Origin of the sequence: Actinomyces sp., from assembly GCF_030524025.1 — a bacterium.
Taxonomy (GTDB): Bacteria; Actinomycetota; Actinomycetes; order Actinomycetales; family Actinomycetaceae; genus Actinomyces.
In genome coordinates this window covers 134,700-149,188 of record NZ_JAUNHI010000001.1, presented here as the reverse complement: position 1 = coordinate 149,188, position 14,489 = coordinate 134,700, and the positions used below count along the sequence as shown (strand labels likewise).

Sequence of the window (14,489 nt, the reverse complement as noted above, 5' to 3'; positions counted from 1 at the left end):
TCCTCCTCCGGACGGAGGAGCACAGGCGCCACCGCATGGGAGAGTGGGTCCATGACCAACGACTCGAACGGATGGCTGCCCCCCAGCGAGGAGGGTTCGGCCGCCCAGGAGGAAACCGCCCCCCGTTACGGCGCCTACGGCCAGCCCCCGGCCGGCCAGTTTGACGACCCGGCCCGCCAGTACGGCGAGGCGGGCTCCTACGGCCTGGCGACCGACGGCTTCTCCCTCGCGCCCAAGCCCGGGATCGTGCCGCTGCGCCCGCTGGGCGTCATGGAGATCATCTCCGCGGCCTTTGAGGCCCTGCGCGCCAACCCACGGGCCATGCTCCTGCCAGCACTGCTGGTCATGACGCTGACCGGCGTGATCTCCGCGGTCACCAGCTACACGATGGCCGCGGCCCAGTCCAGCAGCATCACCGCCTGGATAGAGGACAGCGGCGACAGCTCAGTCCCCCTCGGCGCGCTCCTGGGTGGTCCCAGTGGCCTGGTCGGCACCGCGGTGGCGTCAGCGCTGATCTGGCTGGCCAGCACGATCCTGACAGGGGTGCTCATCGTGGCGGTCTCCCGCTCGGTCCTGGGTCGAATCGCCACACCGTCCGAGCTCTGGCGGCGCACGCGGTCCCGGATCTGGGCCCTGATCGGACAGACCCTGCTCGTCGGTGTCCTCAACAGCCTGGCCATCATCGTCGTCGCCGGCGTGGTGGGCCTCGTCGGGTACCTACTCATCAGCTCCACGGAGCCCACCTCGACCGGAGCCCTCGCGTTGGCGCTCGTCGCCGGCTTCCTCCTCATACTCGTCGCCCTCGTGGCCTGCCTGTTCCTGACGACACGGCTGTGGCTGTCCGGCTGTGCGCTCATCCTGGAGAACCTCAGCGTGTGGGCGGGCATCGCGCGCTCGTGGAGCTTGACGCGGCACCACTTCTGGCGGGTCCTGGGCATTTTCGTGCTCACCTCCCTCATCACGATGGCCGCGGTGACCGTCTTCTCGTCGGTCATCGGAGGTATCAGCGGTGCACTGCTGCTCGCCTCGCCCAACGGCATGGCCCTGCACCTGGCTCTGAGCGACCTCTTCGCCTCGCTGTCCCAGGCGGCCGTGCTGCCATTCACGGCGGCAGTGACCGCCCTGACCTACATCGACCTGCGCATGCGCGACGAGGGCCTCGACGTCGAGCTGCGCCAGGCAGCCGATGCGTGAGCTGACCTCCCCGTTGCCATGCTGAGCGTCGCGACCCAGACGACCTACGCCGGCCCGCACCTGACCCATGCGCCGGCGGTACTGCCCGCACTCGGCGCACCGGCGACCCCGGACGCCGAGGAGGCCCGCCGACGCGCCGAGGCCGAGCTGGCCAAGCCCGTGTACCACGAGCAGGAGAGCCTGTGGTCGATGCTGTGGCGGTGGATCGTCGACAACCTCGACCCGCGCGACGTGGTGCCCCAGGTTCCCGACTGGCTCTCGGTGCTCATCGTCCTGGTCCTGGCGGCCCTGCTCGTGCTGATGCTCCTCCGGCTGCCGACCAGGGTCAGTTCGCTGCGCCGAGGTCGCCTGGGCGACCAGCGGCTGTTCGATGACGACCGCGACTCCGCCGCTCTGATGAGTGCGGCCGACGCTGCCGCGAGCTCGGGGGACTGGGACATCGCGGTCATCGAGCGTTTCCGCGCCATCATCCGCTCACTGGACGAGCGCTGTGCGATCGACAGCTACCCGGGGATGACCTCTCACGAGGCTGCCGAGCAGGCCTCAGTGGCCATCGACAGCATGTCGGCAGACCTGGCGCAGGCGGCTGCGCTGTTCGACGCGGTGCGCTACGGCGAGCTCGTCTCCGCGCCGACCCAGGACGCCTGGATGCGCGAGCTGGCGGACCGGCTGGCCCAGGCACCGCTGGTCGGCGTGGCGGAGGCTGTCCGGTGAGCGGCGGGACGCAGGCGGCCCCGACGGACCGGCACCAGGACCAGGTCGTTGGCCGCACCCTGCGCGAGCGCCTGCGCCGCTGGCGGCCCTTCGTGCTGCTCATCGCGGGCCTGGCGGCCGTCACCGTGCTGACCGCCATGCTCCGGCCCGGGCACTCGACGGTGCCCTACGCCATCAACAATCCCGGCGACAACGGGGCGCAGGCCCTCGCCCAGCTGCTGCGCGACGAGGGCATCGGCGTGTCGACCGCCTCGACGGTCCGCCGGGCGGCCGAGGCCGGCTCCCAGGGCGCCACCATCGCGGTGGTCAACGCCCGCGAGCTATCGGACTCCGACCTGCGGCTTCTGGCCGCCTCCGGCGGGGACGTCGTCGTACTGGACACGATGTACTCCGACCTGTCCGGCCTGACCGGCATGGAGCCCGCAGGCACCTCGGCCCCGGCGGGCACCGAACTGACCCCACAGTGCCCCGAGGAGGACGCCGTGGCCGCCGCCACGCTGGACGGCAGTAAGGGGACGGTGCGGATCGGCGGAGTCGACGGCGCCGTGGGCTGCTTCCCCGTGGACGAGGGTGTCTACGCCTACGCGACCGCCCCCCTGGAGACCGGGGCGACCGTGCGCGTCATCTCCGACGCCTCGATCGTGACCAACGCCAAGCTGGCCGAGGCCGGCAACGCCGCCTTGGCCATCCGGGCCCTGGGCCACCACGAGCGCATCGTCTGGCTCGACGGCGCCTCCGCCTCGGCCACCGGCCTGTGGGACTCCCCCGCCATGCCCCGGTGGTTGCCGGTGGCACTACTCCAGGCCGGATTCGTCGTCCTGGCACTGGCGGTCGTGCGCGGACGGCGCTTCGGACGCATCGTGACCGAGGAGATGCCGGTGGTCGTGCGATCCACCGAGACGACCATCGGGCGCGGACGGCTCTACCGCCGGGCTGCCGACCGCGAGCGCGCCGCTCAGGCGCTGCGCGCCGGCACGGCCTCCCGCCTGGGCCGCCTCCTGGGCCTGACGCCGACGGCGGGGCGCCACGAGCTCGTCCAGGCCGTGGCCCGCGCCGGCGGGCAGCCCCCCCAGCATATCGACAGGGTCCTGTACGGGCCCGTCCCCCCCGACGACCGGTCCCTGGTGGACCTGGGCGTCGAGCTTGACCGACTCGAGAGCGAGGTCCACCCACAATGAGCACACCCATGATCCCCGAGGACGCATCACCCACCCCGGACGCCGCCGGCGCTGGAGCCGGTTCCGACCCCCGCCAGCGTCTCGTCGCAGTGCGCTCCGAGCTCGCCAAGGCGGTCGTCGGGCAGGATGCGGCGGTCACCGGACTGGTCATCGCCGTCCTGGCCGGCGGGCACGTCCTGCTCGAGGGCGTGCCCGGGGTCGCCAAGACCCTGCTCGTGCGCTCCCTCGCCCAGGCATTGGATGTCGAGACCCGACGGGTACAGTTCACGCCCGACCTCATGCCCGGCGACGTGACGGGCTCGCTCATCTACGACGCCCGCAACGCCGAGTTCTCGCTGCGCGAGGGGCCCGTCTTCACCAACCTGCTCCTGGCCGACGAGATCAACCGGACACCACCCAAGACCCAGGCCGCGCTGCTCGAGGCGATGGAGGAGCGCCAGGTCTCCATCGACGGCACGCCCCGGCCTCTGCCGGACCCCTTCATGGTCGTCGCCACGCAGAACCCTGTCGAGTACGAGGGCACCTACCCCCTGCCCGAGGCACAGCTCGACCGCTTCCTGCTCAAGCTGGTCCTGCCGCTGCCCGAGCGCGACCAAGAGATCAAGGTGCTGTCCCGTCACGCCACCGGCTTCAACCCACGAGACCTGGCGGGGGCGGGGCTGCGTGCCGTGGCCGGCCCGGCGGACCTGACCGCTGCGCGTGAGCAGGTCCGCACGATCGGCGCCTCGGCCGAGGTGCTGGGATACATCGTCGACCTCGTGCGCGCGACGCGGACCTCGCCGTCGGTGGCCCTGGGTGTCTCGCCGCGCGGGGCCACCGCCCTGCTGGCCGCAGGCCGGGCGTGGGCCTGGCTGTCAGGCAGGAGTTATGTCACCCCTGACGACGTCAAGGCTCTGGCGCTGCCGACCTTGCGCCACCGCATCCAGCTGCGGGCCGAGGCCGAGATGGAGGGGGTCACCACCGAGTCGGTCCTCAACGGTGTCCTGCGCTCGGTGTCCGTACCCCGCTGAGCGCGGGTCGCCGGGCCAAGAGGAGGAACCGTGTACCTGACCATGCGCACCGTCTGGCTGCTTGCCGCCGCGCTGATGGCCATCATCGTCGTCCCGCGTCCATTGACAGCCATCGTGTGGACCGCGGTGGTCGTGCTGATCGTCGCTGTCGACGTCCTGGCCGCGCCCTCCCCCCTGTGCCTGCGGGTCGAGCGGGAGCTGCCCCGCTCGGTACGCCTGGGTGGCTCGGTGACGACCACTCTGACGGTGATCAACTCCGGTCCCCGGCCGGTCCGCGCCCAGGTACGAGACGCGTGGCCACCGTCGGCCGGGGCGAGCCACACGCGCTCGAGCCTGCGGGTCCCGGCAGGCGAGCGCCGGCGCCGCCGCATGACGCTGACCCCCACCCGGCGGGGAGACCGCCGGGCCGACCTGGTCACCGTGCGCCTGGACGGCCCCCTGGGCCTGGCGGGTCGCCAGGCCTCCCTCCTGGCTCCGGCCAGCCTGCGGGTTCTGCCCGCCTTCAGGTCGCGCCGGCACCTGCCCAGCAGACTGGCGCGCCTGCGCGAGATGGACGGACGCAGCGCAGTCATGGTGCGCGGGGCGGGCACGGAGTTCGACTCCCTGCGTGAGTATGTCGTGGGTGACGACGTGCGCTCCATCGACTGGCGCTCGACGGCGCGCCGTGGTGAGGTCCTCGTGCGCACCTGGCGCCCTGAGCGCGACCGACGGGTGCTCATCGTCATCGACTCCGGCCGCCTGGCGGCCGCCCGTCTCGATGACGAGCCGCGGATCGACGTCCAGATCGAGGCCGCCCTTCTCATGGCTGCCGTGGCCACGCGTGCGGGCGACCGGGTCGATGTCGTCGCCGTGGACTCCCGGGTGCGCGCCCAGGTGCGCGGCGAGTCCGGCCCCGCCCTCATGAGCGCGTTGGCCGACGCCCTGGCGCCGCTCGAGCCGAGTCTGACCGAGACCGACTGGGGGCTCGTGGCCTCGACCGCCGGCTCCCTGCTGTCCCAGCGGGCGCTGGTGGTCGTGCTCACCGCCCTGGACGGGTCTGGGACCGACACGGGCATGCTGCGGGCGCTGGCGGCCCTGTCCCGCAGCCACACGGTCCTTATCGCCTCCGTCTCCGACCCCGGGCTGCGGCGCCTGAGCGCCGACCGCTCCGACACGGGGCGGGTCTACACGGCGGCGGCCGCCGAGCGGGACCTTGTCGAGCTCGACGCGGTGCGATCCCGGTTGCGGCGTGCCGGGGTGGAGGTCGTCGAGGCCGGTCCGGCCGGGATCTCACCGGCGCTGGCCGACGCCTACCTCGCCCTCAAAGCGACGGGGCGGCTGTGAGGCTCGGGATGGAGCCCGGCACATGCCCGGCCGGCTCGGCGACGACCGCGCCGCCGTCAGCCCGCCTCGGCCAGCACGGTGCCCGCCTCGTCCTCCTCCAGGTCGCCGGTGGACCCGGCCAGCGCGGCCCGGCGCCCGAGGACGAGAGTGTAGGCCCACAGCGTTCCCAGGGCGAGCAGCCCGATGGCGCACTTGACGGCCCAGTGCAGCGGGGAGGGGGTGACGAAGCCCTCGATGAGCCCGGCCACCGCCAGGGCGGCGGTCATCCCGACAGCCACGGTGATGAGCACCCGCCCCTCCTGGGCCAGGGCGACCGCGCGCGACCTGGCTCCGGGTGCGAGCAACGTCCAGAACAGGCGCAGGCCCGCGCCGCCGGCGACGAACACGCAGGTGAGCTCGAGCAGCCCATGGGGGGTGATCAGGGCGAGGAACAGGCCGAAACGGTCGTGGTCGGCCATGATCGCCCCCGCCTGCCCCAGCACGACGGCATTGGACAACAGGATGTAGGCCGGCAGGACCCCCGTGATCCCCGTGGCCACGCACATGGCGGCGATGCGGGCGTTGTTCGTCCACACCAGGGCGCTGAACTCGTGGGAGGAGAAGGTCGAGTAGTAGTTCTCGAAGGACTGCTCGGCGTAGGCCGACAGCTCCGAGCTCGTGCCCAGGGCGCTCATCGCCTCGGGGCTGCGCAGTGTCCAGACCCCCACGACGACCGCGATGGCCACCTCGACCAGGGTGACGCCGGCGGTCCACCAGCGCACCCGGTACAGCGCGGCCGGCACGGAGACCGTCCAGAAGCGGGTGAGGTCGCTCAGGCGCATCTCCCGGGTGCCCGTCAGCTTGCCGCGCGCCGCGGCCACGCGTGTCGACATCTCGCTGAGTACCTGGGGGTCGGGGGCGCCGGCACGGATGCGGGTCAGGTGCACGGCGGCGGCCCGGTACAGCACGACGAGCTCATCGGTTTCGGCGCCACTGAGCCGACGGCGCCCGACGAGCTGGTCGAGGCGGTCCCACTGGTCGCGGTGCGCGGCTGCGAATGCGTCAATGTCCACGAAAGGAGTCTGACATGGCGAACGAGCCCTCGTCGTCATCCGAGCGGATGATGACACCCGAGCTGATGATTACTGGGGAGGCCGTCGCCTTGGAGGTGGCACCGGCCTCCATCGGCCTGCGCCTGATCTCCGGGGCGATCGACTACGCCATCTATGCGGGAGGTTTCATCCTCTCGATCAGTGTGATCATAACGCTGTTCGACATGGGGCTGTTGCCGTCGGCGGCCGTGAGGAGCACGGTGACCTCCATCGTCCTTGCCCTGTGGGTCGTTGTCGTGCCCTTGACCGTCGAGGTGGTCTCACGGGGGCGCTCGGCAGGCAGGCTGGTTGTGGGCTCGAGGGTCGTGCGTGACGACGGCGGCGCCCTGCGTCTGCGCCACAGCCTGGTGCGCGTACTGCTGGCCACCGTCGAGATCTGGCTGTCCGCGGGCACGCTGGCGGCAGTGGCGTGCGTGGCGACCAAGCGCGGAAAGAGGTTGGGGGACCTGTTGGCCGGGACCTACGTCGTGCGGGACCGTCCCGGAGTCCGGGACGGTGCGCCACTCATCATGCCCCCCGAGCTGGCCGGCTGGGCCGGGCAGGCAGATCTGCGGGCGCTGCCGGGGGACCTGGCCCTCGCGGCCCGCACCTTCCTGCAACGGGCATCGACGATGCGTCCCGACGCCCGCACGCGCCTGGCCCGCCGGCTCGCGGCCAGGGCCGAGCCCTACACCTCCCCGCCTGCCCCGCCCGGCACGAACCCCGAGCGCTTCCTCGCCGCGATCCTCGTGGCGCGCCGTGACCGCGAGTTCTTCCTCGAGCTGCGCGACCGCCGTTCCGACGAGCGGGCGCTCAGGGCGCTCGAGGAGCTGCCCCACGAGATCACCCCGCCCCGGTGAGGCCGGGCGCCTCAGGCCGCCGAGCTGCCGTCGGGCGCCGGGAGGGCCTGGTCGACCAGGAGGAGGGGCACGCCATGGTCCACCGGGTAGGCCAGCCCGGCGCCGACAGACACGAGCCGTGTGCCGCCGCGGGGGTCGTCGACCAGTGGCTCGCCGGTGGCCGGGCAGCGCAGTGCCTCACGCACCCACGGGCTGAGGCCGGTCTCCTGCGCACCTGAGGGGCGTGGCATCTCAGTCCTCCTTGTCGCCGCGCAGGACGCGCAGGTGGCCGCGGCGGGTGATCTCTCCGTCGCCCAGGCCGGTGAGGTGGTCGGGCAGGGTGTCGGGCTCGTGGGTCAGGGGCCCGGGCATGATGCCGCCGGGCCGGCCGGCCCGCTCAGCGCGCGGGGCCCGGGGCCGTGGGGCCCGCGAGGCCTCGCGCACGGCGTCGGCCAGCGCCGTCAGGTCGTCCTCGGAGGGCGGGGCCGGGGCGAAGTCGGTGGCCAGCCGGATGACCTGCCACCCCCGGGGCGCGGTGAAGGACTCCACGTGCTTGGCGCACAGGTCGTAGGCCTCGGGCTGGGCCTCGGTGGCCAGGGGCCCCAGGACGATCGTGGAGTCGGCGTAGACGCTCGTCAGGGTGGCGACGGCGGGGTTCTCGCAGCCGGGTCTGCGGCAGCGTCTGACTCTTCTCACGAGCGCAGGTTATCGCGCGGCGGGGCCGATGCCGACCCGCGCCGCGGTCTCAGGCGAGGTCGGGGTCGATCTCCTCGGGACGCCTGCCCAGCAGGAGGGCCACCTGTTCGACGATGACCCGGCGCACGAGCTCGCCCAGCTCGGCCTCGGTGTGGGCGCGGCCGGCCACGGGACGCCGGTAGACCACGATGCGGGCGGGCAGGCCGGCACGCGCCTCGGCGGCGAAGCCGCGTCCCAGGACGACACCGCCCTCCCAGGGCGCGGGGTCCGAGGGCGGCACCTCTTCGACGGCGAACTGCATGTCGGCGACCTGGGGCAGGCGTCGTGCCAGGTCACCGGCCGCCTGGACGACCACCTCGTCGAAACGTTCGGCCCGGGTGCGCCAGGCGGGGAGGAACGGAGGCAGAAGGGGCCCGCGCAGCCCGCGGCCGTGGCGGTCGCGGCGACGTACGGGCGCCGGTATGGGGGCGGGGCGTCTGGCCTGGGTCATCCGGTCAGCCTATCGGCCGTGCCCGGGACGGTCGCGGGCCGTGCCGCCCGGGCACGCCGGCCGGTCAGCGCAGGACGAGGCTGCGCTGGGTCAGCGCCTCGGCGTCGGCCACCGGGGACAGCACGGAGATGAGCGTGCCGGCGGTCTCGCCCTCGACCTGGGCGGTCACCGTGACCGCGGCGCTGAGCGCCTGCGCGTCGGGGCTGGTCAGCCTCAGCGCAGCGACCTCTTGGGGGATCTCCGGGCTCAGGGTCGTCGATGCCGGCACAGTGACCTCGGAGGTCCATGTCCCGTCGGCGGAGGCCAGCGTCACCGTTGCGGGCATCGTGCTGGAGTTGGTCAGCGTGAGCACCGGGGCCAGTCCGTTGCCGCGCGGCAGCGCGACGACCGCGGCCTCCAGGGCGCCGGGCGGGGCCGCCTGGGCCCAGGCGACGTCGCGCAGTGTCGTGCCCGAGCGCTCGGGGTACTCCCCGGCGCTGCGCACGAGGCTGACCCCCGCGCCGACGGGGTTGTCGGAGGTGACCCGCACCGCGTAGCTGCCCGGTGCCGTTCCGGCCAGGGAGATGTCGAAGACCGCGCCGGGGTCGACGACCACCGACTCCGCTCCGGCCAGGGCCTGTTCGCCCTGTGCCCCGATGAGCGAGACCGAGACGGTCGCGGGCTCCTGCCCGGGGTTGACCACCCGCACCACTGGGGAGCGGTGGATGAGCTCGGCGTCGGCGGCGGCGTTCTGCTGGCCGGCCGCCTCGCCCTGGGCGGCTCCCTCGACCAGGACGACACCGGGAACGGTCAGGTCGGTCGAGGGCGCCGCCCCCGGGGAAATGACCTCTGTGCCGGCGGCGGTCTCGCCGTTGAGGGCCTCGGTGGCGAGGAAGGGCACGAGCGTGCCGCCGTCGGCCTCCACGCTCAGGGCGATGCGGGAGTCGGTGGCGCCGGCCGACTCCAGGAGCAGGCCGACGGTCTGCCCGGCGGGGACGACGACCTGTCCGTTGGAGGGCAGCGAGATCTCACCGGTCGAGCCGTAGAGACGGACCGTGGCCGTCACGACGGTCAGGCCGGGGTTGGTCAGCCGCAGCTCGGCGGAGCTTCCGAGGGCCGAGGACCCTCCGACGATCCAGGACACGGCCGCCGGCGGGGAGCAGGGCGCTGTCGTCAGCCCGCGCAGGTCGCCCGAGGCGGTCAGGGTGGTCACGGCCCCGACGGCACCGGCCGTCCTCTGGCCGACGGTCTCGACCGTGAGCAGCCCGCCTTCGGCGCTGTCGAGAGCGGTCGGGCCGTCGAGCTCCTGCCCGTCGTAGGCGACGCTCGCCCCCTGCCCGGTGGGGGTCAGCTCGGTGGAGGAGGTCGTCTCGCCCAGGTCGACCCCGCCGATGGTGTTGCGCGGGGCCTGCGGGCAGGCGTAGACGACGTCGGCGGCCGGACCGGTGACGGTGGCCGGCTCGACCTGGGCGGTGGCGGGCCGGGGCGTGGCCGTGCCCCACCAAGTCATGGCGGTGCCGGCGCCCACGAGGGCGGTGGCCACGAGCAGGGCGACGACGCGCCTGAGGGTGGAGGTGGCCGGTGTGGTGGCGGTGCTGGCACGGTTCATGCCTCATACCTCCGGCGTCGCAGGGGCAGGGCGGCCACGGCAGTCACGGCCCATGCCGCCAGGACCAGGCGCGTGAGCAGGGTCGTCGTCGGCCAGCGGTGGGTGACGACGAGCTCGCCGTCGCGGGCGGGGACCTCGAAGGCCTGTCGCCACTGCCCGCTCGCGTCCCGCACGGTGGTGGCGCTCAGCTCCTCCCCGCCCAGAGTGGCCCGCCAGCCGCTGTCGGCCCGCTCGGCCAGGATGAGGGTGCGTGTCGTGCCGGATGCCTCGATCCGCGTGCGCACCCCGGTGGGGCCCGAGGGCAGGACGGTGGTGTCCTCCGGTCCGAGGAGCACGGCACGGGCGGGCTCGGTGCCGCCCTCGGGCGCGACGCGCCACGAGGCGCCGGTGGCCGTCCAGGCGAGCTCCTCGAGCCCGGGGGTCGCGCCGAGGCCGGCCCGCGCCGTGGCGGTCGCGTCGTCGGCGGCGCGGTCGCTGAGCAGGACAACGGCCACGCCGTGGGCGGCCAGGTCGGTGGCGACCTGCTCGTCCTGTCCGGCCATGGCCCGCGCGACGATGTCGGCGAGCTCGGCGTCGGCGGCGTCCTCCAGGTCGGTGGCCAGTGCTCCGGCGGAGGCCACCAGGCTCAGGGACCCGGCTCCCGCTGCGGGGACGCGGTCGCGCAGTTGGGCCGCTACGACGTCGGGGACGACGTCGGTCAACTGGGTGCCCGGTCCCCGCCAGGTGCGCACAATCATGCCCTCATCGCCGGCGGTCAGGACCAGGACCCGGCCCGCGGTCTCGGAGTACTGCATCTGGGAGGCGATGACCGGGACCTGCTGGCCCGCGCCCTGAAGGGCCATGACGAGTGCGTCGGAGCCGGCGGTGGTGGAGGCGCGTGCCGACAGGGCCCAGGAGGACCCGCACACGACGGGGGTCAGGAGCGCCAGGACGGCGACGACGGCGGCCACGGCGTGCCGGGGGCCGGTGGCCCGGCCCACGAGGTCGGCCCGCACGGCGTCGGCGCCCGCCAGCGCGGCGGCCAGCAGCCCGGCCAGGGCGAGGCTGAGCCCCGTACCGGCCCAGCCGTGGACGGTCACCGAGCCAGTACCGTCGGGCAGGGTGCCCACGGCCGTCGCCGTGCGCGCGCTCAGGGCGGCCAGAGCGAGCCCGGCCAGCGCCATGAGAACCCCTGCCCGGGCACGGGCGCCGCGCCGACCGGTGACGAGCAGACCCAGGAGGGCCACCAGCGGCAGCACCGCCAGGAGGGCCTTGACGGCCAGGGACAGCAGCGGGGCTCCCACGAGGGCCTCGAGGTCCAGCGGCAGGCCCACGAGGAGCTCGATGGCGCTGGGTGCGGGGACCGCGACGGGGACCCCCAGGTCGGTCAGGAGGTAGCGCAGGGCCCACCAGGGGCCCTCGTCGCCCAGCAGGCGCAGTGCTGTCAGCCAGGCGGGTGCCGCGGTGGCCAGGACCGGAACGACCGTGAGGACCAGGCGCAGGGCGGCGCGGGGCACCCGGACCGCCAGGAGCAGCAGGCCGGGGACGATGAGGGCCGCCGTGACCGGTGAGGCTGCCACGACGACGGACAGCAGCAGCCCGGCGACGGCCGCAGCAGTGGGCGATCCCGAACCATAGCGCTCGGTCACGGCGGCGCGGGCGACGGCGCTCAGGCCGACGGGCCGCCGTCCGGCCGGCTCCTGCGCGTCGGCATACTCGGCCTCATCGTCCTCATCGTCCTGGCGCTCGTCCTCATGGTCCTCCTCGGCCCCCGCGCGGGTCCGGCCGGATTCCTCAGGCGCATCGGCCTGCTCGGCGGCTTCGTCCTCGGGCTGCCCGAGCTGGGCCGCCGAGCCCTCCGGGGCGCCCTCGCCCTGAGCGTCGGCACCGGTCGGCGCGGGTGCGCCCCGGGCCTCGTCGGCGCCGGAGGCCAGGGCGTCGTCGGCCGTGCCGGAGGCCTGGGCGGGATCCTCATCGGCGTCGTGGGCAGCGCCCTCCTGCCCGGCCTCCTCAGTCTCCTCTGTCTCCTCCGTCGCGTCGGTCTCCTCGGCACCAAGGGTCGCGAGATCCTCCATCCGCTCGGAGGCGAAGCGGTCGAGCTCGTCCTTCTCCTGGCTTGTGGCGTGGTGGGCGTCGATGAGTCCCGACAGGACGACGTCGCGCCGATCGGCCCCCACCGCACGGGCCAGGGCGGTCAACGCCCAGGGCAGGGCGAGGTGGACCATGACGGCGGCCAGCCGCCCCTGCCCCAGACCCAGCAGGAGCACGGGCGACATCGCCCACGCCATTGCCGCCCAGGCGCGCAGCGCGGTCCGGCGGGTCACGCTGCCCGCGGCGAACCAGGCCCCCGCCGCCGCCAGGGGGATGGCGGCCAGGACGAGGAGGCGGATGACGAGGTCGCCGTCGGCCCCCACCCCGGAGACCACGGCAGTGGCCAGAGCGAGCAGCGCCAGCACAGGCGTGGGCGTGCCCGGGTAGCCGTCACCGGAGGAGGCCCAGGTCGACCAGGCCGCCTCCCATGTCTCGCGCCACGGTGCCGCCAGACCCGCCAGGGCGCCCCCGGTCAGGGAGCGCGTGACCAGCAGGCCGGAGAATCCCAGGGCGGCCGCGCCGATGGCCAGGATCATCACCCCGGCCAGGACCCGGCGTCGCCGTCGGGCCAGCGCGGCCAGCTCGCGCAGCTCCAGCTCGCTGGGGGCCGCGGCGCGGGCGAGGCGCTCGCGCTCCTGGCGCCGACGGTCCCGGCGCATGGCACGGATCTCGGCGGGCTCGACGTAGAGGCGCGCCAGCACGGCACGGCGGACCTCCTGGTGGGCCGACAGGCGCCGTCGGCCCTGGCGGATGCCCGCTGCCCGGCCCGTGACGGCCACCGCGGCGGCGAGCTCGTCGCCGGCCAGGAAAGGCTCCTTGGTGACCAGGCGCCACAGGGCGCGGGCAGCACCCAGGAGCACGAACCACGCCAGGAGCACGGGCACCGGACGGGCCGAGAAGATGGCCCAGGCGGTCAGCTGGGCGGTGCGCCTGGCCCGGAAGGAGCGGTCGGGGCGGGGCTCGGGCAGCGCCGCGGGATCCCCGGGGACCTGCGGCCCGCCCCGGCCTCGGCGGGGCGCCTGGCCGGGCCTCAGCCCGAGGTAGGAGGCGCGCCGGTGCCGCAGGAGGGCACGGGGCACGACGATGACGCGGTGGCCGGCGAGTCTCACCGCGCGCGACAACTCCAAACCGTCGCCGAACACGGGGAACAGGGGGCTCGTGCCCCCCAGCTCGTCCCACACGGCACGGTCGATGAGCGCCCCGGCGGAGCCCACGGCCAGGACGTCGCTGCGGTCGTCGTGCTGGCCCTGGTCGATCTCGCCGTCGACGATGTCGTTGGCGCGGCGCGCCGAGGCGGTGGTCCGCAGCCCGACCTCGAGCAGCTCCTCGGGACGGTCCCAGTCGACCTGCTTGGGCCCGGCCAGCGCCACCGAGCGGGCCGAGACGACCGCGGTCGCCAGCTCCTCGAGGCAGTCGGCGCCCGGCGCGGAGTCGTCGTGCAACAGCCATAGCCAGGACTGCCCCGGTGCGCGGCCGCGGTCCGGGTCACCAGAGGCCGCTGCGCGCTCCTGCTCGGCCGGGGTGATGGGCGACAGCGCCCCGGTCGGCCCGGTCAGCCGGTCATCGGCGCCAGCCAGGGGGCCGGCGGCCTCGGAGGCGCGCGGCCCGCGCCGCCGGTTGCCCGCGGCGACCAGCTCGGCGTAGCGCCCCAGGCCCCGGGAGACGGCGTCCCCGAATCCCGCGGCCTCGGGCACGTGGACGATCCGCACGTCGGTGACGTCATCGACGCGGGAGGCGGCCACGGCCTCCTCGACCGGGGTGCCGTCACCCAGGCCGTTGACCCGGGAGGCGACGTCGACGACGAGCAGCACGTCCGGGGGCACCGTCTGGCTCCTCAGGGCGCGCAGTGACTGGGGCAGGAACGGCGTCACCCCCGCCGTCACGAGGACGGCGAGGGTCTGCGCACCCAGGGCGCGGGTCGATGGACCGGGGACGGCCGGCCCGCTCATACGGCGCGGCGCTTGAGCTTGCGGCGCTCGCGCTCCGACAAGCCGCCCCAGATGCCGAAGCGCTCGTCGTTGGCCAGTGCGTACTCGAGGCACTCCTGGCGCACCTCGCAGGTCGCGCACACGCGCTTGGCCTCACGGGTGGAGCCGCCCTTCTCAGGGAAGAAGGCCTCGGGGTCCGTCTGGGCGCACAGTGCGCGCTCCTGCCAGGCGAGCGGCCCTTCATCGAGGCCCTCGTCGCCGAACAGAAGGATGAGCGCCTCGTCGTCGGCGTCGTCAGTCCGAGTGAGCGGACCGTCGCCGAGGATGTTCCACACGATGGCTTCCCTTCCGAGTTCCGAGCTGGTGACACCGAGGAAGTTACACGGGTG

13 protein-coding genes are annotated in these 14,489 nt (G+C 74.2%); 6 read left to right on the top strand and 7 right to left on the bottom strand.

Annotated elements, in window-relative coordinates; all coding sequences use genetic code 11:
• Positions 1-51 precede the first annotated feature (51 nt).
• From Q4C85_RS00635 to Q4C85_RS00615, 5 genes are read left to right on the top strand one after another with little or no spacing between them, the layout of a single operon-like run.
• Positions 52-1,194 carry a glycerophosphodiester phosphodiesterase gene (locus tag Q4C85_RS00635; RefSeq protein WP_303138522.1) on the top strand — a complete coding sequence of 381 codons (1,143 nt, stop codon included), beginning with the start codon at positions 52-54 and terminating at the stop codon, positions 1,192-1,194.
• Between the two features lie 18 nt (positions 1,195-1,212).
• The gene (locus tag Q4C85_RS00630; RefSeq protein ID WP_303138521.1) at positions 1,213-1,908 is read left to right on the top strand and encodes a DUF4129 domain-containing protein; all 696 of its coding nucleotides are present in this window, start codon (positions 1,213-1,215) and stop codon (positions 1,906-1,908) included.
• Positions 1,905-3,086, top strand: coding sequence for a DUF4350 domain-containing protein (locus Q4C85_RS00625; RefSeq protein WP_303138519.1), 1,182 nt, complete (start codon positions 1,905-1,907; stop codon positions 3,084-3,086). The genes Q4C85_RS00630 and Q4C85_RS00625 overlap by 4 nt, the downstream gene beginning before the upstream one ends.
• Positions 3,087-3,094: 8 nt before the next feature.
• Positions 3,095-4,096, top strand: coding sequence for a MoxR family ATPase (locus tag Q4C85_RS00620; protein ID WP_303138737.1), 1,002 nt, complete (start codon positions 3,095-3,097; stop codon positions 4,094-4,096).
• Between the two features lie 30 nt (positions 4,097-4,126).
• Complete coding sequence (locus tag Q4C85_RS00615) at positions 4,127-5,419, top strand: DUF58 domain-containing protein (protein WP_303138518.1); 1,293 nt, start codon at positions 4,127-4,129, stop codon at positions 5,417-5,419.
• Between the two features lie 56 nt (positions 5,420-5,475).
• Here Q4C85_RS00615 and Q4C85_RS00610 read toward each other — a convergent pair whose 3' ends face one another.
• Positions 5,476-6,471: a stage II sporulation protein M gene (locus tag Q4C85_RS00610; RefSeq protein WP_303138515.1), complete on the bottom strand. Its 996-nt coding sequence runs from the start codon at positions 6,469-6,471 to the stop codon at positions 5,476-5,478.
• A gap of 14 nt (positions 6,472-6,485) precedes the next feature.
• Between Q4C85_RS00610 and Q4C85_RS00605 the strand changes: the two genes are divergently transcribed.
• Positions 6,486-7,349, top strand: coding sequence for an RDD family protein (locus Q4C85_RS00605; RefSeq protein ID WP_303138514.1), 864 nt, complete (start codon positions 6,486-6,488; stop codon positions 7,347-7,349).
• Positions 7,350-7,360: 11 nt separating this feature from the next.
• On the opposite strand, the gene Q4C85_RS00600 is transcribed toward Q4C85_RS00605, so the two are convergent.
• The 6 genes from Q4C85_RS00600 to Q4C85_RS00575 form a co-directional block, all read right to left on the bottom strand.
• Positions 7,361-7,579 (bottom strand): Trm112 family protein, encoded by a 219-nt coding sequence (locus Q4C85_RS00600; protein ID WP_303138511.1) that lies wholly within the window; start codon positions 7,577-7,579, stop codon positions 7,361-7,363.
• A gap of 1 nt (position 7,580) precedes the next feature.
• On the bottom strand, positions 7,581-8,024 hold the full coding sequence (locus Q4C85_RS00595) for a DUF3499 domain-containing protein (RefSeq protein ID WP_303138507.1): 444 nt from the start codon (positions 8,022-8,024) through the stop codon (positions 7,581-7,583).
• A 49-nt stretch (positions 8,025-8,073) separates the two neighbouring features.
• Positions 8,074-8,514, bottom strand: a complete 441-nt coding sequence (locus Q4C85_RS00590) for a metallopeptidase family protein (RefSeq protein ID WP_303138504.1) — start codon at positions 8,512-8,514, stop codon at positions 8,074-8,076.
• A 64-nt stretch (positions 8,515-8,578) separates the two neighbouring features.
• Positions 8,579-10,102: a DUF5719 family protein gene (locus Q4C85_RS00585; RefSeq protein WP_303138501.1), complete on the bottom strand. Its 1,524-nt coding sequence runs from the start codon at positions 10,100-10,102 to the stop codon at positions 8,579-8,581.
• Complete coding sequence (locus Q4C85_RS00580) at positions 10,099-14,121, bottom strand: glycosyltransferase (RefSeq protein ID WP_303138498.1); 4,023 nt, start codon at positions 14,119-14,121, stop codon at positions 10,099-10,101. Before Q4C85_RS00580 ends, Q4C85_RS00585 begins: the two co-directional genes overlap by 4 nt.
• Positions 14,118-14,435 carry a WhiB family transcriptional regulator gene (locus tag Q4C85_RS00575; RefSeq protein ID WP_303138495.1) on the bottom strand — a complete coding sequence of 106 codons (318 nt, stop codon included), beginning with the start codon at positions 14,433-14,435 and terminating at the stop codon, positions 14,118-14,120. Before Q4C85_RS00575 ends, Q4C85_RS00580 begins: the two co-directional genes overlap by 4 nt.
• Positions 14,436-14,489 lie beyond the last annotated feature (54 nt).